The sequence below is a fragment of the Segeticoccus rhizosphaerae genome, from assembly GCF_009192725.1.
GTDB lineage: Bacteria > Actinomycetota > Actinomycetes > Actinomycetales > Dermatophilaceae > Segeticoccus > Segeticoccus rhizosphaerae.
Map to the genome: position 1 here is coordinate 1 of NZ_VOHR01000045.1, position 18739 is coordinate 18739.

Sequence of the window (18739 nt, forward strand, 5' to 3'; positions counted from 1 at the left end):
GGCCGCCCGCGCCAGGGCCTGCGCGTCGTCCGCGATCTCCCGGTGCAGCCGGTCCAGCTCGCCCAGCCGCTGCTGCAGGTGGTCCAGCAGCCGACCGAGCTCGGCGTCCGAACGGGCCCACGGGCCGGCCCGCCAGGTGGGATCGGATCCGGTGTCCATGCCTCCCCAAGTCGCACGGCGACCCCCCGGTGATCACCGGCGGGCAGGGCATCTGAGCCTCGAGCACGGTCAGGGCCACTTCCGAGCCGGACCCCGCAGCAGGTACCGGCGACCGCCCATGCGAATGCCTCCCGCGGTACGTGGGCCTGTCCCCGGCTGCACGCCGCTGTGGCCAACTGCACCGATATTTGCACCGGTTGCCTCGTCTCCGAGGGCTGGACGGTTCGTCAACGGCGGTCCGTGGGCCGCTGACCTGCGCAAACGTGTGGAGCCGCCTATCGGAATCGAACCGATGACCTATTCATTACGAGATCGCGCTTTCCCCGTTCCGCGCGAGGGAGACGCGCCGAACTGTGCCTGAGGGAAGCCTGTTGCTGACGGCCAGTAAGGGACCCTCAAGGTAAGTTGGGGGCACCATGGGGGCACAGGTCGACAGGCCGTTGGACTGCCTCAGGCCAGTCCGATGGTGACGATTTCTCGCTCGGGAACCTTTAGAAGGCCGCCGGGCTCGACCGCCGACCGGCCGCGCGCCCAGCCTGCCCGGAGCCAGGCGAGCCCTATGCGGATGAGTCGTCTGCGGCGGTCGGGGATTGATTTTGCTGGGCCGCCCTACCCGGGCGGATTACTACCTGATTGAAGGCGCGGCCGAAGTCGGTGACTGTGAGCAGGCCCTTCTCGATCTGTATTCGCTTCAGGTCATCCGTGTCGAGGGCAGTACGAAGGCCTATGACCCGAGGGTTGGTCTCTGCCCACTCATAGGCACCGTCTGCCGTCATGAACGTGTCAAATGCAACCGTGACGAGACCCAGTCGCTGCCAATTCACGATCTGTAGCGCCCGCTCGGGCACGAACGCTTGTTGGCCGTTCAACGTCCAGTTCATAACGAGGGTCGAGAGTGTGTTCCACCCGCGATCTGGCCCACCTTCTGCGTTCACCACCTTCGACCGGATCTCGATGATCGGGTGGTACGCCTGATTGAGTACCGGCCCGAGGATCACGGCCTCCTCAGGGCTGAGTTGACGGATGATCTCGGCAAAGGCTGGGTGGGCGGTACTGGCGACGCGGGAGTCAGACGCCGCTGCCAAAAGGTTGAGGTACATCGCGCGCAGCTCGGGTTCATCAACGGTGAAGGCGATGCCCTGCACCGTCGGCCCGGCCACTGACAGCCGTGGAGTGATGAGTTCCTCCTCTGGGATCTGTGCCACTCGGTCGGCCAGGTCGTCCGCGAAATCGTTCTCGAAGTAGTCCCGCGAAATCCCGAACAGCATGCCCAGCGGTTGCCAGATCTTCATACGGATCTGTTCCTTGACCGCGAGCCGCTTTGCATACGCACGCGCTGCCGGGTCCAGGGCACCCGACTCCTTGGCGAGTTCGCGCAGAGCCTCGCGGTCCTGGGGATCGCCCTGCTCAGCCTTGACGACCGCTTTGGCAGCTTGCCCTGCTATGGCCAGTGGCTCCAACCCGCTCATGGCCTGCATGTTAGGCCGTGCGGTGGACAGCTGGCCCACGTGCCGCGCGGTCCCGAAACCCTTTGGGAGCCCGTGCGGGCTGCGATTTGCCCCACTCGCCTCGAGAAGTAGCCAGGCCCCGGCCGGGCTAACGACACGCTGGACAGGGCAGGGAGGGCCGCTGACCCATAGCGGAGCCAGTAGGCAGGCCGGAGAGACTGTCAAGCCCTCCCCCTCGGCGCTCGTGGTGATGTGGCGGCACACGGAGTGTGCACCTGGACCACCGAACGACTCGGGGCTTGACCGGCTCGGAGGGCTGCCGGATGCTGCCGCGTCGGGTCGGCGGCTCAGAGGTGACCATTACCGATGGCGCTCATCAACCGCCTCGGAGTGGAGGTAGCCCACGTTTCGTCGGCCTGGGTGAATCAGGGTGCCAGTGGGGATGTCGCTCGATTCGGGCGGTGTGCAAATCGTGGTTGTCTAGCAACGACGCGAAGTCTCGGGCCTGCGCCAAGACAACTGCCGGGAGAGGCGTGTCCTAACCACCTCGTACGCTGCTGGCCATGACAGACGATACGAGCCCCGAGACCGCCGCGACCGCCGATGATGAGTCGGGTCCGCTGGCGTCCTACGACTTCGAGAATGACCCAGACGGACTCACTGCGGAGGACTTTAGGGGGGATGAGGATCTGCTGCTCTCCGTGCTCCTTGCCGTTGTCCCAGGCGAGGCGGATAGCGATGCGTCGGTGGGAGTCACGGTCACTGTCGGTGGGGTTGTCATCTCCGGAAAGGCCGTCTCGTTCGCTCACTGGTCCAAGTTGTGGACCGCTGAAGTGACGCGTGCACACGAAGGGATGGGCGGGGGCCTGCGAGCCGCCTTGGAGGGATGGGTCCAGGAGCGCGCTGACTTCATTTCGCGTCGGGAGGCGGAGGATCGCCCAGTCCCTGATCCCGCAGCTCTCTGCCTCGCCGATGCGAAGATTCTGAACGGGCCGCACACCTATCGAGCGGGCCTCATGCGCGTAAGGCGGAGCCAGATCGACGCCTGGTCGCTCGGCGAACCTGCGGAATAGCTGGAGGGTTGTGCGGCTGCCCACGTGCGGACCAGCGAAGGACTGCGCATCTGCCCTTTGACGTGGCATCCGCGACCGGAGCGGGGAGACGTTCCTTGGCGTCGCAGGGCCAATTGGCTTCCTGGTGATCGCCTGGTCGCTTCGTCGGGACGGACGGCGCCCGGGTGGCGTTTGCAGGGCGGGCCGATGGAGTGTGGCCCGGCTTGGCATCAAACGGACAAAGCGGAGGAGACACGGGGCGGGGTGCGGTGGGGTGCGCGCAGGGCGCGAAGCGCCCGGAGCGCGGGGCCCCATCGCGGGCCCCCGGCCCATGCGGCGCGAAGCGCCGCCTTGATCCTCTAGAGCCAGAAACAGCAGAGCAAGGGCAGATCACGAGGGCAGAGCCCGCCGTCCCAAGACATCAGGGCTCGTCCGGAAACGGGTCCATCCGCGTCCACTGGATGGACCACTTCCTCTGAAATAGTTGTACTGCGCGCTCTGTGAGCATTGCGACGCGGGTCTGATGCATCGTCGCTACCACGCGATCATCCTCGCCTTCGCTGGTTACCTCGGCGGAAAAGTGCTTGAGTTCCGTCCGAAGGAGTAGTGCTGGCAAGGTGTAAGGCTCGGTAAGATCCACATAACTGTCGCCGACCTGAGGAACATTTCCGAGATACATCACCTTGTAAGGTTTGGCCTCTAGCAATGCAGCCCGCAACTGCTGCGCACGTCCCGGGTCGAGGGCGGCGACATTGTGTAGGGGAAGGAAACTTAGGTACTCAAGGACCGATTTTCCGCGACTGTTCTTCTTATCAATGGCGCACCCGTGGCTGATGAGCATCGCCGGACCGTTCTGCAGGCCAGCACTCGCCTCAGAAATTGGCGATGCCCGCTCGCACGACCGGGATCGAGCGGAAGATGTCCCCCTGAGACAGCCAAGGCGCCGCTGGCGCCGCAATGTTGGTGGCTGCTGCCGTCACCAGTCGGTGTCGTCGTCGACCACAAGCCTGCCGACGCGGGACACCACGGGGCCCTCGTCTGCGAAGTCGAAGTAGGTGACTCTGGAGAAGGACGATACCCGCAGATCGACAGGGTTACAGGCCGCACCTTCCAGCGTTGCGCCACTAAGACGGAGCTGCGCCGCACGTCGCAGCTGTGTGCGCTGATCCCCGATGGCGGCGGCTGCGGTAGCGTAGCCGTGCGTCCGACCGTCCACGATCCGTGCCATCAGCCGATCAACCCTCTCGTAGCATCTGTGATGCATGCTTCGAACACATAGTTCTTCGCGAAGCGGAGTCTATCAAGTGTGCCTCGGGCTCCGACGTCAAACGCTTCATCCTCTGTACTGAGCACAGTAGACGTCTTGACGTCAATGTCCAGTAGCAAAGCTTGTGAGTCGCCCTCCGACATGAGGGCCGATGTCACTGTCGCCCCCGCATCCAACTCGACTATCGGTATCTCCACCTGGAAGAACATGGAACTGACGGCTTGGGGGAGATAGGCCGAAATATCTACAGACGTTCGCAGGTAATCCTTAATCTCCACATGCCCCTCAGGTAGCCGGATCTGGTTTACAAATCTGACCCCCACTCGTTCAACCGAGACAACCCGGGCAGCTCCTTTGTAGGCGAGCCAAGCAGCCTCGGCTTCCGTCGAAAACTCTCCCCAATGGGTGTATTCGCCACTCCAAATGAATGCGAAACGGCGAAGCCCAACTTGAATAACACGTGTCCCGTCCTCGCGGGCGAAGCCAAACCCCACATGGTCCCGTTGGGGCTCGCTTGCGACGCTACCCTCTTCGGAAAACGTAAGTTGACCCTGAAGGTGGTAAAGCGTCGTGGGATCGGCGTAATCTTGCCCGAAATTGAGCGCCTCCAAATCCTCCATGATTAAGTCATCCGGTGTCATGACACGAAGCTCGAGAATGGCTTGAACAATCGGGGCATGCTCATAGTGCCGGCCCTGATCAAGGCCAGGCAGCATGTCGCGGCCCCTGAAGTCGGCGGGGTCGATGCTGCTCAGGTCGGGCCTCCCTCGTTGATCGGTTCCGACCCAACCTACCGTGCGATCCCGCGGCATGCGCGCCCATAACACGCTACTACCGACGCATCAGTGGTCCAAGAGGGGAGTCATCGGTGGCTGCGCTGGTCAAAACTTGTGGAATTGCGCGGAGAAGTTGAGACCGATTCATATCGTCGGACTGAGCAGAGCCATGGCCTCGGTGGTCGCCTCGGCGCCAGCCGTCGCAAGCTCCCGCCCACGTGGTGGAGTCTTCGCGTAACCGATGATATCAACGCCCGACGCGTGGCCGACTTCGACGTCGGTGACAGAGTCGCCGATGAGGACGGCGTCCCGAGGTTCGACCTGGATGAGATCGAGCGCGGCCAGGACGAACGATGGGTGCGGTTTCATCAACTCAGGGTGATGCGGCGCTCGGCCGACGACGCCGCGCACGAGGCGGTTGGCGTCGTGCCTGGTGAGGTAGACGTGGACGGCCTCGGGGGAGTTATTGCTGACGATCACGACGGGCTTCTCGGCTTCGGCGCAGGCGCGGAGGAAGTTGAGCGCGCCGGGGGTTGGCTTGCTCGTTCTGGCTGCGCTGATCTCGGCTTCGATGCAGGCTTTCTCGACGGCCTCTAGGACGGCCGGGCTTTGGGTGCCGGCCCACCGCAGAACGGTCAGGTGGTCCGTTGTGGAGGCGATGTCGGACGGCATGGCCTCGGCCGCTGCGGGCACTGCTTCCCGAGCGGCGTCGGCGGCGCGGCTGTTGGCGGGCGGTGGCATTAGCGGAGTCACTGGTCCGTCGAAGTCGAGCAGCACGGCGCGTGCCTGGCGCACGAGGTCGGCGGCGGTGGTGGTGGTCACCATTGCCTAGCCGTGGCGATGGTGTTCCAGACGCTGTCGAACCAGTCCTGGGTCTGGGCCACGAAGATCGCGTCGAGGGAGTCGGGGTCGCCGTCGTCTGTGCGCTGGAACAGGACGGCGTCCTTGCCCATGGGGTCGAAGATCGGCTGCTTCTTCCCGCCGACGCGGACCTCGTGTTTGACCACGGGGTAATAGCCGAAGAAGGCATCGACGCCGTTGATGATGTAAGCCTTGAACAGCGGGGCGGACCCGTGGACTCGGGTCTCCACGATGGCTTCGGAAACGAGACCGAGGTCCGCGAGTTCCTGGACGGTGTCGGTGATGGCACCGGCGTGACGGGCGCTGATGTCGGCCATCCGCTGCCGGACCGGCTCTGACGCCTGAGGGTCGCGGCTGGTGTTGATGGGGATGGACAACGGCCAGTCCATGTCGGACAGGAGCATCCGGATCTTGATCGACTGAGGAGTCAGGCGTCCGCTGCGGATCTTGTCCAGCGGCTCACCGATGATGCCGTGCAACGTCTCGGCTGTGTAGCCGCTGAAGTCGATGGTCACCCGCGGTTCTTCGAAGGCGCGCTCGATGTGCGGGCGCAGGCCGATGGGCCGCTGGGTGCGTTCGCGCGCGAAAATGCCGCTGCCCTGCCGCGACACGGTCAGGCCCTCGTCCTTGAGGATGCGCAGCGCCTGCTGGATCGTCATCCTTGCCACGCCGTAGTGCTTGGACAGTTCCATCTGGCTGGGCAGCTTGTCCCCTGGCGCGATCTTGCGGGTGAGGATCGCCGCACGAAGCGCCGCCGCCACCTGCTGGTACGGCGGGCGCGGGTCGTCCGGGTCGAGGCTCATGCCCCCAATCTACGCACTTGACTAGCCGAGTTGTGCAAATCTGTCTCAATTGCTTGACATGGCTAGCCAGCCTAGGTAAGTATCGGGCATATCCGACATGGCTAGCCAACCTAGCCACCGATGAGAGGTCAGGCAGATGACTGCTTACGCGATCGATAGCAAGCGTCAGGCGATGCGCAGTACGGGCATCGTGGAGGAGGTCTTTGAGTGGGTGGAGCGGGACGGCAAGCGTCGCCCGTCGGAGGTGCAGGCTCGGGATGAGGACTCGGGGATGCCGTTGTGGTCGGTGGAGGTGATCTACCAGCAGCAGACCTGGGGGCGGGTGTCGTCGGTGACGAACCGGGTGAGTGTGGGGATGCCGCAGCGGCCGGTGCTGGGGGAGTTCGAGCCGGTCGAGTTCGTGGACCTGCGCGCTGAGGTGCGGGTGAACCAGGCCGGTGGGCTGGTGGAGTCGTGGACGGCGAACCGGATCAGTGACGGCAAGCCCGCCACGCAGGCGTCTGGCCAGGGCTCCGGTGCGTCGTCCGGTTCGGGCAAGGCGGCGTGATGAGCGCCGTGAGCGTGCTGGCAGGTATGGGGTCCACGGTGCCGTGGCCTCCGCAGGGTGCGGGGGACTTCGCGGACGTGGCGTGGGTGGTCGCCCAAGCCCTGGGGAACGGGCCCGGGGTGCGCCGCCTGAACATGTCGCCAACCGGGCGCCGGGTGTTCGTGGAGGTGACCGTAACGTCGCCGGGGTTCGTGTCCGAGACGGCGGCCCGGCTCGGGTGGTCGCTGTCGTCCGCGAACGACGACCACTACGCCAACTGCCACGGACCGTTGGGGTCGCTGGTGGTCGATGTGACCTGGCTCGCCGACAAGGACTCATCGACCGCCAGCCCGGAACCTGACCGCCGTGAGGGTGCGGGGGTGTCGTCATGATGGGGACCCAGCTGCGCCTGGACGAGGTCGCGCAGCGGCTCGGCGTCACCACGGATGCGGGGATCGTGGAACGCCTCGACCCGGTCGCGCGCCGCCTGGACGCGGTGGTGAACCTGCTGATGGACGTCCGCAACGACCTCGCCGGGTCGGTCCCGCACGCGGACGCCACCCTGGCCGTCGCCACCGGGCACCTCGCCGACGCCGTGGTGTACGTCGCCAACACGGCGCGGGCGGCCGAGGAGCACCGGAGGGGTGAGTGGTGATGCGCCCCACCGACCTGATCCGCGCCACTGCCTCGTGGGTGTGGGACCTGGGGCGGGAGGCGTGGTGGGTGGCCCGGTGCCTGCCCCGCCTGACCCTGCTGCTGCTCACCCTGACCGCCCTGGCGTTGGCCACCGGCCACGCACTGACCGGCACCGGGTCCGGGCTCGGGCTGGGGCTACTGCTGGCATGGCCTCGCCTCTCATATGGGTCCTGGCTGGACGTGACCGACCGGGCCACCGCCCGCAGTCACCGCCGCTACTGGCCGGGGAACGCGACCGCGGTCGGGCTGTCGGTGCGCACACCTGGGTCAACCAGCGCCAGGCGGCGGGTACCGCGGCTGCTGCGCAAGGGGACCACCTGCCGGGGTGGGGTCGCCGCCCTGCGTTTCCGGCTCGCGGCCGGTCAGACGATGGACGACGTCGACCGGGCCGCCCCCGCCCTGGCTGCGCTGCTGGCCGGGCACTCGGTGCGGGTCGCCCCGGACGGACCCACCCGCGCTGTGGTCACGCTCGCGCTGCGGGACCTGCTCGCCCACCCCACCACCACCCCACCCCCCGGCGAGACGCTCACGGTGGGCCGTCACCCGCTCGAAGCGGTCCCGCTCGGTCGGACGCTCACCGGGGAGCCGTGGTCGGTGGACGCGCGGGCCCACACCCTGGTCGCGGGGATGACCGGGGCCGGGAAGGCGTCGGTGATGTGGTCGCTCCTGATCGCCCTGGCACCTGCGGTGCGCGCCGGGTTGGTCCGCCTGGTCGGGGTCGACCTCAAGGCCGGGATGGAGCTCACCCACGCCCAACCCATGTTCTCCGCGCTGGCGACGACTCCGGAGCAGGCCGTGGCGATCCTCGAACGCGAAGCCGACCTGCTCGCCAAGCGCGCCGACGCCATGGCCGGTGTCCACCGCTCACACGAACCCGCCCCCACGTCGCCGCACGTCCTCGTGGTGGTGGATGAGCTGGCCGCCCTGACCTCCTACATCAGTGATCCGATGCTGCGCCGCCGCGCCGACACCGCCCTGCGCCTGCTGCTGACCCAAGGCCGGGCGCCCGGAGTGAGCGTGTGGGCGTGGGTGCAGGACCCCCGCAAGGACACCGTGCCCATGCGGAACCTGTTCCCGCAGATGGTCGGGCTGCGGCTGAAGGACGCCTTCGAAACCGAGATGGTCCTCGGCGAGGCCGCCACCCGGACCGCGCCGTGCCACCGGATCGACCCGAGGCACCCCGGCACGGGGTACGCCATCACCGAGGACGGCACCGCCACCAAGGTGCGGGCGCACTACGCCGACGACCACCTCATCCACACGGTCGCTCGGGACTACCCGACGCCGCACCGGCTTCCCGCCGTGTCGCTCGCCCCCGCGCCGGACCCGCTGGCAACGGTCGGTCACGCGGCTGCCCGCCCGAGGGAAGCCGCGCAGGAGACGAGGTCGCCCTCGACCACCCTGCCTCAGCGGCAGCGGAAACCACGCAAGCCACGGACGCCGAGGTCGAGCACCCGCCAGCCGGTGGGCGGTGATGCCGCGTGAGCGTGCTGCACCAGGCCGGGAGCCTCATCCCGCGGGACGTGGACGGGGTCAGCACCGACATGGCCGCCGCCGCTGCCGAAGCAGTCGGAGTCTGCGTGCGCCCGCTCCTGCGGACCGTGACCGACCGCGCCACCGGAGCAACGACGGCGGTGCCGATCCCGTGCGGGTCGACCAGGGCCAGCGTGTGCCCCACGTGTGCGGACAAGGCGCGCCGGTTGCGGATGCAGCAGTGCCGCGAGGGCTGGCACCTGACCGAGGACCCGCTGCCACCCGAGCCTGGGGACACCGATGGGGACATGGAGGGGGACATTGCTGGGGACACGGAGGGGGACGGCGGTCGTCGGGTGCGCTCGACCCGGCGTCGGGACGAGATGCCAGACCTGCCCACGCTGCCGGTCGAGCACCGCAGCATCGGGCGCACGTTCACCGACCCCAAGACCGGGCGCACGTTCCGGCCCTCGATGTTCATCACCGGCACGCTGCCCTCCTACGGGCTGGTCATCAAAGGTGAAGGCGTCCCCCGCCACCCGGGCCGGTATGACTACCGGCGGGCCGCCCTGGACGCGCTGCTGTTCCCGAAGCTGGTCGAGCGCACCATTCAGAACCTGCGCCGCTGCGCCGGCTACCAGGTGCAGTACTTCGGCGCCGTCGAACCGCAACGCCGCCTCGCCCCGCACCTGCACCTGGCCGCCCGCGGCGCGATCCCCCGCACGATCGTCAAAGGGGTGTGGGCCGGGTCGTACGTGTCGATCTGGTGGCCACCCATCGACCGCGTCCTCTACTCCGAGACCCACCCCGAGCACTGGCCCACCTGGACCGGCGCATCGGAGGACGGCGGGGCCGGCTACGTGGACCCCACCACCGGGGAACCGCTTCCCACCTGGGAGCAGGCACTCGACAGGTTGGACAGTGACGAGGAGGCGGAGCCGTTCCACGTGCTGCGCTGGGGAGCACAGACCGACATCAAAGGACTGCTCGGCGGCACCCAAGACTCCGACCGGGCGGTGCGGTACCTGTGCAAGTACCTGACCAAGTCCGTCGCCGAAACCTACGCCGCCACCCCCGAGCTGCTGCACGCAGACGACCCCGACGTGGCCGCCAAGGCACGCCGGTACGAGGACCACATCGACGCCCTGCATGCCCACGTGCGCGTGCTGCCCTGCTCCCCCGCCTGCGCGAACTGGCTCCGCTACGGCATCCAACCCAAGAACCCCGGCCCCGGACTGCACCCGGGGCACTGCGCGTCGAAGGCGCACGACCGCGAATGCCTCGGCCTCGGCGGCCGCCGCGCCCTGGTCTCCCGGCACTGGACCGGCAAGACCCTCGCCCAACACAAGGCCGACCGCGCCGAAGTCGTCCGCCAAGTCCTCAAAGAAGCAGGCATCGACGCCCCCGACGCCGACCGGCTCGCCGCCAGCGTGCTCCATTCGGACGGCAAACCCCGCTTCGTCTGGGAAGACACGAGGCCCGACCAGCGCGACTACCCCGCCATCATCGCCGCCTCCCTACGCCAGGCACGCCACTGGCGCACCCAGTACGAGGAAGCCAAGAAGCTCGCGGCACAACGGGAGTCACCACCCGGCAGCAGACCTGTGGACAGCCATTCAGCAATCCGGCAGGGAGGACCGACATGAACCCGCTATTGACGATCGACGAGGTAGCCGAGCAGCTACGAGTGCCCGTGCTTACGATCCGGTGGCTCAGACAGGAGGGCAGGTTCGCACCCGCGATCCGCGTGGGCCGCCGGCTCGTCTGGGACGTTAGCGACATTGACGCCTGGGTCGAGCACCAGCGCGAAACTGAGATTGCCCGATGAGCGTCCAACGGATCACGAGAGGCGGAAGCGTGCGCTACCGCGCTCGGGTCAAGTGCCACGGTCGCGAAGTGGCCACCCGAGTGTTTGACCGACGTGTCGACGCCAGGGCGTGGGAACAAGAGCAGAACCGTCGCCTTCGAGCCGGGGACTGGATCGACCCGCGAAGGGGCAGGGTCATGCTTCGGGATGTCTACCCGGACTGGCTGGAGTCGCGCCGATCCACGAAGGTGAAGACGCAGGCGGCCGACCAGTCGGCCTACCGGAGCCACATCGAACCGAAGTTCGGCCAAGCACCGATCGGCTCGATCACGACTGCCCAGGTCGCACAATGGACTGGCTCGATGGTGGCTGCGGGCATGGCACGGTCGACAGTCACTCGCTACCTCTCCACGCTGAGATCCCTTCTCGCGTTTGCGGTTGCGGACGGCCGGCTTACGCGCAACGTGGCGGCTGGCGTGAAGGTGCCTGCCGGCGGACGCTCACGGCGCGAGGGTGAGTTCCTGACTCTGGTCGAGCTACGCGAGCTGGCATCGGCCTGCTCAGGAAGGTACGCCGAGACCGTGTTGGTACTCGGGCTCTGTGGGTTGCGGTTCGGGGAGTTCGCGGGGCTCCAGGTCGGCGACAGGGTCTCGGTGCCTGGTCCCGGGCTGCGGCTCCAGCGGACGGTCCTGGCGGAGAGCGACAAGGGCGGGTTGTACGTCGACACCCTAAAGGGCCACCGAGCAAGGACGGTCGCGCTGCCGTCTGAGGCGGCCGAGGTCGTGGCGCGGTGGGCCGCTGGCAAGCCCGCGGCCGCCTGGCTCTTCCCCGCGCCGAACGGGGGTCCGCTGGGTGAGTCGAACTGGCGCCGCTCGCTCGGGTGGTCGACCGCCCTCGCATCGGTGGGTCGCCCCACCCTGCGTCCGCACGACCTGAGACATACCGCGGCCTCGATCTGGCTGGCGGCTGGCGCGGACCCCAAAGTGGTCCAGCGGGTGCTGGGCCATGCCTCGGCGGCCATGACGATGGACCTGTACGGACACCTCATCGACGCCAGTTTGTGGGACGCGGCGAGGAAGGTCGGGGGCACCACGGGGGCACCGGACGAGGACTCGGACACAGATGAGGCCCCCGAATCTGATGATTCAGGGGCCTGACCTGCGCTTATGCGTGGAGCCGCCTATCGGAATCGAACCGATGACCTATTCATTACGAGTGAATCGCTCTACCGACTGAGCTAAGGCGGCGGGCGCCCGAAGGCACGCCGGACGAGTATACGAAGGACCATCGAAAACTCCGAATCGGAGCCGGGCGCGCCCTGCGTCCCGGCAGCCTACGAAGGACGGTCGTGCACGGAAGCCTTTCGCACACACCGGGCCCGCAGCCAGAGCGCGGTCCCGGCCACGACTGGCCCTGGTCGAGCGATACATCTCCTCCAGCATGGAGTCGAAGCAGCTCTGGCGCGGGTCGTCAGCAGAGGCAGACCTCAGCACCTCTTGGCCGAGGCAGGCACCGAGTCGTGCAGCAGGTAGGCGTCCACCGTGTCGTCCACGCACCGGTTGGACCGCATGTATGCCGTGTGCCCGTCGCCGTCGAACGTCAGCAGGTGCCCGTTGGCGAGCTGCTTCGCCAGGCGCACCGACCACTCGTAGGGCGTCGCTGGGTCGCGCGTGGTGCCGAGCACCAGGATCGGCCCGCTGCCCTTCGCCGTGATCTGGTGCGGCCCGGGGCTGTCGGGCGCCACGGGCCAGAACCCACACGGCACACTGCCCCACGCCAGGAAGTCGCCCCACGTCGGCGCCACGGCACTGAACGACTTGGCCCGCGACTCGTAGGCGGACAGCTGGTCGCTGCCGGGCCGGTCCATGCAGTTCACCGCGTAGATGGACTGCATCATGTTGTTGCTGTAGGACCCGTTGCTGTTGCGCTCGGCATACTGGTCGGCCAGTTGCATCAGCGGCGTGCCCTCGCCCTTGAAGGCCGAGCTGAGCGCATCGGTCAGGATGCCCCACGAGCCCTGGTCGTACATCGCGGCGGCGACCCCCATCGACCCCCATCCCTCGGTGAGCTTGGTGACGCGGGCGTCGCCGGTGACCGGCAGCGGGTGGGCGTCCAGCTGGGCCAGGAAGTCTCGCAACCGGTTCATCCCGGCGTCGACGCTGTTGCCGAGCGGGCAGTCACCCTCGCCCACGCAGTCCTGCACGTAGGCGCGGGTGGCCCGCTCGAACCCCTCGGCCTGCCCCTTGTCCATCTGCTCCCCGGTCAGGTCCGGCGGGACGACCCCGTCGAGCACGAACCGGCCCACCTTCTTCGGGAACAGTCCCGCGTAGGTGGCGCCGAGGAACGTGCCGTAGGACTTGCCGAGATAGGTCAGCTTCGGCTCACCGAGCGCCGCGCGCAGGATGTCCATGTCCTTGGCCGCGTCCTCCGTCGACATGTGCGCGAGCAGCGGACCGGCATTGGCCCCGCACGCGTTGGCGAACGCCTTGGCGTTGGCGAACGTCGTCTGCTCCTCCGCGCGGTCGTCCGGCGTGGGGTCGGCCCCGAGGTACTTGTCCATCTGGCTGTCGTCGTAGCAGGTGATGGGCGCGGACCTGCCGACGCCGCGCGGGTCGAAGCCCACCACGTCATACACCTGACGGATCTTGGAGCTGACGATGTAGTCGGCGTATGACGCGTACTGCACTCCCGAGCCGCCCGGCCCGCCCGGGTTGACGACCAGGGAGCCGAGCCGGTTGGACGGTTTCTTGGCCGGCACCTTCAGCACCGCCAGCTGGATCGTCGCGCCGCCCGGCTTCGCGTAGTCCACGGGCACGGTGAGCCTGGCGCACTGGTCGCCGTCCTCGCAGCCGCTCCACTTCAGCTGCTGGCTGTAGTACCGGCTGAGGTCGGGCTTCGGTGGCTTCTGCGCCGCTGCCTTCTGGCTGGGGTCGAGCGGCGGCGGCTCGTCGGCGCCCACCACACTGGTGCACCCTGCGACGGCCAGGCTCAACGCCATCGCGGCAGCCACCAGGGCACCGGCGCGTGTCGCGCCCTTGCCCGTATGCCGTGCCCCCGTCACCTTCACGTGCCCACACCCTCTCGATGCCGACCGCGGGCAGTCGGCGCCGCGGCTCGGACCAACGCTAACCCGCCGGGCTGGGTGGCACCGACCAGCGTCCGCAGAGGAGAGGGCCGGGGTCCGGCGGGACCACGGGGCCGGGCATCGTGCCGGGCATGGGTGAGGCCCCCGGACCACGGACCGGGGGCCCCACGTCAGCGACGGCGTGGGCGGCGGATCAGCGCCGGATCTCGATGATGCTGCCGTTGCCGGTGGGCATGCCCTGCTCGTCCATGGGCGCCATCGTGCCCACGTAGAGCCGGTTGCCGTGCGCCTCGATCGAGAGCGGGTTGGCCACCTTCTTGTAGGGCATGGCCTTCCCGTGCCGGATCGTCGAGACCTGGCCGCCGAACAGCTCGGTCACGAAGACCTGGCCCGAGCCGGTCACCGCGAGGTTGGTCGCGCCCAGGAACCCGGTCGCCTGCCGGGTGGCCTTCTTGGTCCAGGGGTTGACCTTGTAGACGCTGCCACGCGCGCCGAGGCTCGGGTCCTCGGGGCCGCCGGGCAGCGTGCTCACCCAGAGCATGCCGTGCCGGTCCATCTCGACATCGGTCGGGACCGGCTCGAACTTGTAGGTGACACCGACCATGCACGCCGGCATGCCGAGGCCATCGGCCATCTGCTCGGTGACCGTGAGCGGCTGGGCCGGCAGCACCTTGAGGGTCCGCACCTTGCCCCACTTGTTGACCATCAGCAGGTCGTTGCCCCCCGCGTCCGCGACGATCCAATTGCCGTGGCCGGCCCAGGTCACCGAGTAGGGGTGGGAGTCGACGACGCCGGTGTAGCCGGCCGGCCCACCGGTCATCTGCTCCAGCACCCCGATGACACACGGGTCACTGCCCGAGTAGCCGTAGGTCCGGTTGCGGTCGGGGTTCTTGGTCTGCTCCCAGCCGGACAGGTCGGCGGTGACGGCACGGTGGCCCTTGCGCTTGATGGTCAGCGAGGTGGTGCCGTCGGCGTAGTTGGTCGAGGTGTAGGCCAGCGAGCGGCCGGAGGGGTCCAGGGCGACCCCGGCCACCTCGCCGGGCTGCGGTCCGGTGGCGACGGTCCTGAGGTCACCGTTCCACTTCACCGTGGACACGAGCGACGTGCCGCCGTCGGCGACGTAGACGTCACCGTGGTTGACGGCCAGCTGGAACGGAGCGACCACCTGGGTGGACAACGTCTTGGTCCAGTGGCCGTGGTTGCCGTGGGCCTGCGCCATCGGCGCCGACGCAATGGACATGGCTGACACCGCAAGGACTGCGGTCGCTGCCTTGAGCTTGTGGGACATCGAAGGCTCCAACGATCCGTAGGAGACAGGCACAGGGGAGCGCCTGCCGGACCGTCGACCCCCCGACCCCCTCCAGCGGGTCGGCAGATCCTGTCGAAGAAGGTAAGGCCAGGAACCTGCGAGTGAAGCATTTTTCCCGAAACTGCTCCGTTCTGTGCGCCGAACGGTCGCCCTGCTTCGCCGCTCAGCGGGGGAGTTGCAACGAGATCGCCATCGCCTCGAGGGCCAGGAGTGGTGGGACGTTGGCGGCGATCCGCTCTCGCGCCAGCCCGATCGCGTCCATCGCCCCGAGCAGGGCTTCGGGCCCCAGCGTCGCCGCCAGCTGCTGCACCTGCTCGGACTGGTCGGCGTTGACCAGCCCGACGGGCGCTCCGGTGTGCAGGATGAGCGCGTCGCGGTAGATCGACAACAGGTCGATCAGCGACCGGTCGATGACGTCGCGGCCGAACCGCGTGGCACGGGTCTTCTGCTCCTTCTCGAGCGCGTTCAGCTGCGAGCGCACGTGCGGTGGCTGGGTGCGGGCTGACGGATCGGCGCCGAGCTGCTCCATCAGCCGGCTGCGTTCGGCCATATCCCGCTCGGCCGAGGACGCGTTCGACTCCTCGGTGGCGATGGACGCGAGGTCGGCGGCGGCGTTCACCGCGTCACCGACCGAACGGATCCGGCTCGCCAGAACCAACACGTCGCGACGGCGGATCCGCGCGCCGTCGTCCCTGGCCAGCCGGCGCGCGAGTCCGACGTGGCTCTGGGCGGCGCGGGCGGCATACAGGGCCATCGGCCGGTCGATGCCGTCGCGTCGGACCAGCAGGTCGGCCACCGCCTCGACCGGCGGAGTGCGCAGCCGCACGTGACGGGACCGGCTGCGGATCGTGATGATCACGTCCTCGAGCGACGGGGCACACAGCACCCAGACGGTGCGGGGCGTCGGCTCCTCGAGCGACTTCAGCAGCGCGTCCGCAGCCGACTCGGTGAGCCGGTCGGCGTCCTCCACGATCACCACCCGCCAGCGCCCGACCGAGGGCCGGTGCGCGGCCAGCTGCACGAGCTCACGGGCCTGCTTGACCTGGATCGACAGCCCCTCGGTGGCCACGACCATGACGTCGGCGTGTGAGCCGTCGCGGGCCGTCCGGCACTCGCGACAGGTGCCGCACCCGTCGTCGGGGCACTCGAGCGCGGCCGCGAAGGCTCGCGCCGCCACCGACCGGCCCGAGCCGGGAGGCCCGGTGAACAACCACGCGTGGGTCATCGAGCCGGGCTCGGCCACCGCCCGCTGCAGCGTCTCGACGGTCGGCTGTTGGCCGATGACGTCGTCCCAGACGGTCACCGAGACCCCCTCCGACGGGCCCAGCCGGCGGCGTTCACGACAGGGCCCCCTGGTCCAGCAGCGCTGTGACCCGTCGGCGGATGTCGAGCTGGATGTCGTCCGCCGGGCGGCCGGCGTCGACCGCCAGGTAACGCGCCGGCTCACGGGCGGCAAGGTCGAGGAAGCGCCTTCGCACCGCGGCGTGGAAGTCGTCGGGCTCGGACTCGAGCCGGTCGTGCACCTGGCCACGGCGGGCGCGGCCCACGTCCGGGCTCACGTCCAGCACGACCGTCAGGTCGGGTAGCAGCTCCTGCGTGGCCCAGCGGGAGAGGTGCTCGACGTCCTCGGCGGCCAGGTCTCGGCCGGCCCCTTGGTAGGCGATGGAGGAGTCCATGTAGCGGTCGGTGACCACGACGACGCCCCGCGCGAGGGCCGGGCGGATCACCGTCTCGACGTGGTGGCCCCGGTCGGCCGCGAAGAGCAGGGCCTCGGCTCTCGGGGTCACGTGCTCTCCGTGCAGCAGCACCTGCCGGATCGCCTGCCCGACGGGGGTGCCGCCCGGCTCGTGGGTCAGCAGCACGGTGCGTCCGAGCGACTCGAGCCAGTCGCCCAGGAGCGCCGCCTGGGTGGACTTGCCGGCACCGTCACCGCCCTCGAGCGCGATGAAGTGCCCGGTCGCGGCCCCGGGGCCCGCGGCGTGTCGATCGGGATCGGGCTCGTGCGGGTGGGTCACACGGTGAGCCTAGGACAGCCCGCCCACACCGGTCCGCGCCGCCCGAGGAGCGCGCCTTGGCGAGCTGTGGGGCACGGCCAGCCCGGCCTCACGGCACATGTCGTCATGTTGACGGTCGTCACAGGCACATGGCAGGGTCGCGACATGCCGAACTCGACGGGCGCACAGGTGGCCCTGGTCACGGGGGCGGGTCGCGGGATCGGCCGCGCCATCGCCCGCAAACTCAGCGCCGAGGGCCTGCTGGTGGCCCTGACCTCCCGCAGCGAGGACGAACTGGCCCAGACCGCACGGGAATGTGCGGGGGAGACCCTCGTCGTCCCGGCCGACGTCACTGACCCGGAGGCGGTCGAGGCGGTCTTCACCGCTGTCGAGCAGCGTTGGGGCCCGGTGGACGTCCTCGTCGCGGGCGCCGGAGCCGGCACGTCGGCCTCGGTGCACAAGACGACCGACGAGCAGTGGCAGCAGATGCTCGACGTGAACCTGACCGGCCCGTTCCGCTTCCTGCGCCGCGCGATCCCCGCCATGCTCGAGCGTCGCCACGGCCGCATCGTGGTGATCGCCTCGGTCGCCTCGAAGATCGGCGAGCCCTACATCAGCGCCTACACCGCGAGCAAACACGGCGTCCTCGGGCTGGTGCGCTCGGCCGCCACCGAGCTCGCGACCACCGGCGTGACGGTCAACGCGGTCTGCCCGGGCTACGTCGACACCCCGATGACCGACCAGACGGTCGCCGGGATTCAGGAGAAGACCGGCCGCAGCCAGGCCGAGGCCCGCAGCATCCTCGAGCGCAAACAGCCCATCGGGCGGCTGATCACCCCCGAAGAGGTCGCCGACGCGACCTGGTTCTGCATCGGCAACGGCGGGGTCAACGGCCAGGGGATCGATGTCGACGGCGGAGCCGTGCAGTCGTGACCGCACCGCGCAAAGCCACCCACGAAGTTCTCCGCTTCGCTCCGATACTTCGCGGGGACCCCGGGTGAGCATCGAGCGGGTCAACCCGCCTGAACTCGGTCGCCCCAGCGGCTTCTCGCACGCCACGGTCGGGCAGGGGCGGGTCGTCTTCCTGGCCGGCCAGACCGCCCTCGACCCGTCGGGTCGCATCGTCGGCGACGACGTGGTGGCGCAGTTCGAGCAGGCGCTGGGCAACCTGTTGGCGGCGCTCGCCGCGGCCGGCGGCAGGCCCGACGACCTGGCAAGCCTGACCGTCTACGTCGTCGACATGGACGACTACAAGGCGCACTCGCACGGCATCGGCGCGGTGTGGAAGCGGCTGGTCGGCCGCAGCTATCCCGCCATGGCAGGCATCGGTGTCGCACGGCTGTGGGACGTCGAGGCGCTGGTCGAGGTCCAGGGCTTCGCCGTGCTCGCCCCCTGACTCCAGAGGACTTCAACGTATGCCGTGCCGTCGCCGGCGCGCGGTGCCGCCGGCTCGCGCAGGGGGCCGTCAGGCGGCGTGGCGGCC

19 protein-coding genes and 1 tRNA gene are annotated in these 18739 nt (G+C 68.7%); 10 read left to right on the forward strand and 10 right to left on the reverse strand.

What is annotated here, in order from left to right; translation table 11 throughout:
• Positions 1 to 716 precede the first annotated feature (716 nt).
• A complete protein-coding gene (locus tag FRW57_RS05950; RefSeq protein WP_162529272.1) occupies positions 717 to 1628 on the reverse strand; it encodes a DUF4393 domain-containing protein in 912 nt (303 codons plus the stop codon).
• A 542-nt stretch (positions 1629 to 2170) separates the two neighbouring features.
• Between FRW57_RS05950 and FRW57_RS05955 the strand changes: the two genes are divergently transcribed.
• Positions 2171 to 2680, forward strand: coding sequence for a hypothetical protein (locus FRW57_RS05955; protein WP_152185542.1), 510 nt, complete (start codon positions 2171 to 2173; stop codon positions 2678 to 2680).
• Between the two features lie 400 nt (positions 2681 to 3080).
• Here the strand turns inward: FRW57_RS05955 and FRW57_RS05960 are convergent, their stop codons facing one another.
• From FRW57_RS05960 to FRW57_RS05975, 4 genes are all read right to left on the reverse strand, one after another.
• Positions 3081 to 3500 (reverse strand): hypothetical protein, encoded by a 420-nt coding sequence (locus FRW57_RS05960; RefSeq protein WP_152185543.1) that lies wholly within the window; start codon positions 3498 to 3500, stop codon positions 3081 to 3083.
• Positions 3501 to 3886: 386 nt separating this feature from the next.
• Positions 3887 to 4738 (reverse strand): TIGR04255 family protein, encoded by an 852-nt coding sequence (locus FRW57_RS05965; RefSeq protein ID WP_152185544.1) that lies wholly within the window; start codon positions 4736 to 4738, stop codon positions 3887 to 3889.
• A 108-nt stretch (positions 4739 to 4846) separates the two neighbouring features.
• On the reverse strand, positions 4847 to 5527 hold the full coding sequence (locus FRW57_RS05970; RefSeq protein ID WP_152185545.1) for an HAD family hydrolase: 681 nt from the start codon (positions 5525 to 5527) through the stop codon (positions 4847 to 4849).
• A complete protein-coding gene (locus tag FRW57_RS05975; RefSeq protein WP_152185546.1) occupies positions 5521 to 6366 on the reverse strand; it encodes a GntR family transcriptional regulator in 846 nt (281 codons plus the stop codon). The genes FRW57_RS05970 and FRW57_RS05975 overlap by 7 nt, the downstream gene beginning before the upstream one ends.
• A 136-nt stretch (positions 6367 to 6502) precedes the next feature.
• On the opposite strand from FRW57_RS05975, the gene FRW57_RS05980 reads away from it, so the two are divergent.
• The 7 genes from FRW57_RS05980 (at position 6503) to FRW57_RS06010 (ending at position 12025) form a co-directional block, all read left to right on the forward strand.
• Positions 6503 to 6913: a hypothetical protein gene (locus FRW57_RS05980; protein ID WP_152185547.1), complete on the forward strand. Its 411-nt coding sequence runs from the start codon at positions 6503 to 6505 to the stop codon at positions 6911 to 6913.
• Positions 6913 to 7284 carry a hypothetical protein gene (locus FRW57_RS05985; protein WP_152185548.1) on the forward strand — a complete coding sequence of 124 codons (372 nt, stop codon included), beginning with the start codon at positions 6913 to 6915 and terminating at the stop codon, positions 7282 to 7284. Before FRW57_RS05980 ends, FRW57_RS05985 begins: the two co-directional genes overlap by 1 nt.
• Positions 7281 to 7547 (forward strand): hypothetical protein, encoded by a 267-nt coding sequence (locus tag FRW57_RS05990; RefSeq protein ID WP_162529273.1) that lies wholly within the window; start codon positions 7281 to 7283, stop codon positions 7545 to 7547. The genes FRW57_RS05985 and FRW57_RS05990 overlap by 4 nt, the downstream gene beginning before the upstream one ends.
• Positions 7547 to 9073 (forward strand): FtsK/SpoIIIE domain-containing protein, encoded by a 1527-nt coding sequence (locus FRW57_RS05995; RefSeq protein ID WP_152185550.1) that lies wholly within the window; start codon positions 7547 to 7549, stop codon positions 9071 to 9073. The genes FRW57_RS05990 and FRW57_RS05995 overlap by 1 nt, the downstream gene beginning before the upstream one ends.
• Entirely contained in the window at positions 9070 to 10707 is a 1638-nt protein-coding gene (locus FRW57_RS06000; protein ID WP_238999324.1) for a replication initiator, read from the forward strand. The genes FRW57_RS05995 and FRW57_RS06000 overlap by 4 nt, the downstream gene beginning before the upstream one ends.
• Positions 10704 to 10889 (forward strand): helix-turn-helix transcriptional regulator, encoded by a 186-nt coding sequence (locus tag FRW57_RS06005; RefSeq protein WP_152185551.1) that lies wholly within the window; start codon positions 10704 to 10706, stop codon positions 10887 to 10889. Before FRW57_RS06000 ends, FRW57_RS06005 begins: the two co-directional genes overlap by 4 nt.
• Positions 10890 to 11065: 176 nt before the next feature.
• Positions 11066 to 12025: a tyrosine-type recombinase/integrase gene (locus FRW57_RS06010; RefSeq protein ID WP_162529274.1), complete on the forward strand. Its 960-nt coding sequence runs from the start codon at positions 11066 to 11068 to the stop codon at positions 12023 to 12025.
• 14 nt (positions 12026 to 12039) lie between these two features.
• Here FRW57_RS06010 and FRW57_RS06015 read toward each other — a convergent pair.
• From FRW57_RS06015 to tmk, 5 genes are all read right to left on the reverse strand, one after another.
• A tRNA-Thr gene (locus FRW57_RS06015) sits at positions 12040 to 12115 on the reverse strand.
• A gap of 239 nt (positions 12116 to 12354) precedes the next feature.
• Complete coding sequence (locus FRW57_RS06020) at positions 12355 to 13935, reverse strand: alpha/beta hydrolase (RefSeq protein ID WP_338055353.1); 1581 nt, start codon at positions 13933 to 13935, stop codon at positions 12355 to 12357.
• Positions 13936 to 14146: 211 nt separating this feature from the next.
• Entirely contained in the window at positions 14147 to 15241 is a 1095-nt protein-coding gene (locus tag FRW57_RS06025; RefSeq protein ID WP_152185553.1) for a ScyD/ScyE family protein, read from the reverse strand.
• 184 nt (positions 15242 to 15425) lie between these two features.
• Positions 15426 to 16565, reverse strand: a complete 1140-nt coding sequence (locus FRW57_RS06030) for a DNA polymerase III subunit delta' (protein ID WP_137122298.1) — start codon at positions 16563 to 16565, stop codon at positions 15426 to 15428.
• A gap of 34 nt (positions 16566 to 16599) precedes the next feature.
• Entirely contained in the window at positions 16600 to 17277 is a 678-nt protein-coding gene (gene tmk / locus FRW57_RS06035) for a dTMP kinase (protein ID WP_137122297.1), read from the reverse strand.
• Between the two features lie 144 nt (positions 17278 to 17421).
• Here tmk and FRW57_RS06040 point away from each other — a divergent pair, with 144 nt between their 5' ends.
• Together FRW57_RS06040 and FRW57_RS06045 are read left to right on the forward strand one after the other, a co-directional pair.
• Complete coding sequence (locus FRW57_RS06040; RefSeq protein WP_137122296.1) at positions 17422 to 18189, forward strand: SDR family NAD(P)-dependent oxidoreductase; 768 nt, start codon at positions 17422 to 17424, stop codon at positions 18187 to 18189.
• 64 nt (positions 18190 to 18253) lie between these two features.
• Positions 18254 to 18652, forward strand: a complete 399-nt coding sequence (locus FRW57_RS06045; protein WP_238384749.1) for a RidA family protein — start codon at positions 18254 to 18256, stop codon at positions 18650 to 18652.
• The last annotated feature ends 87 nt before the right edge of the window (positions 18653 to 18739 follow it).

What these genes read in the sequence shown, in the direction of transcription:
- FRW57_RS05950 (WP_162529272.1), bottom strand. Translation starts at nt 1,628, where the DNA reads ATGAGCGGGTTGGAGCCACTGGCCATAGCAGGGCAAGCTGCCAAAGCG.
- FRW57_RS05955 (WP_152185542.1), top strand. Translation starts at nt 2,171, where the DNA reads ATGACAGACGATACGAGCCCCGAGACCGCCGCGACCGCCGATGATGAG.
- FRW57_RS05960 (WP_152185543.1), bottom strand. Translation starts at nt 3,500, where the DNA reads ATGCTCATCAGCCACGGGTGCGCCATTGATAAGAAGAACAGTCGCGGA.
- FRW57_RS05965 (WP_152185544.1), bottom strand. Translation starts at nt 4,738, where the DNA reads ATGCCGCGGGATCGCACGGTAGGTTGGGTCGGAACCGATCAACGAGGG.
- FRW57_RS05970 (WP_152185545.1), bottom strand. Translation starts at nt 5,527, where the DNA reads ATGGTGACCACCACCACCGCCGCCGACCTCGTGCGCCAGGCACGCGCC.
- FRW57_RS05975 (WP_152185546.1), bottom strand. Translation starts at nt 6,366, where the DNA reads ATGAGCCTCGACCCGGACGACCCGCGCCCGCCGTACCAGCAGGTGGCG.
- FRW57_RS05980 (WP_152185547.1), top strand. Translation starts at nt 6,503, where the DNA reads ATGACTGCTTACGCGATCGATAGCAAGCGTCAGGCGATGCGCAGTACG.
- FRW57_RS05985 (WP_152185548.1), top strand. Translation starts at nt 6,913, where the DNA reads ATGAGCGCCGTGAGCGTGCTGGCAGGTATGGGGTCCACGGTGCCGTGG.
- FRW57_RS05990 (WP_162529273.1), top strand. Translation starts at nt 7,281, where the DNA reads ATGATGGGGACCCAGCTGCGCCTGGACGAGGTCGCGCAGCGGCTCGGC.
- FRW57_RS05995 (WP_152185550.1), top strand. Translation starts at nt 7,547, where the DNA reads ATGCGCCCCACCGACCTGATCCGCGCCACTGCCTCGTGGGTGTGGGAC.
- FRW57_RS06005 (WP_152185551.1), top strand. Translation starts at nt 10,704, where the DNA reads ATGAACCCGCTATTGACGATCGACGAGGTAGCCGAGCAGCTACGAGTG.
- FRW57_RS06010 (WP_162529274.1), top strand. Translation starts at nt 11,066, where the DNA reads ATGCTTCGGGATGTCTACCCGGACTGGCTGGAGTCGCGCCGATCCACG.
- FRW57_RS06025 (WP_152185553.1), bottom strand. Translation starts at nt 15,241, where the DNA reads ATGTCCCACAAGCTCAAGGCAGCGACCGCAGTCCTTGCGGTGTCAGCC.
- FRW57_RS06040 (WP_137122296.1), top strand. Translation starts at nt 17,422, where the DNA reads ATGCCGAACTCGACGGGCGCACAGGTGGCCCTGGTCACGGGGGCGGGT.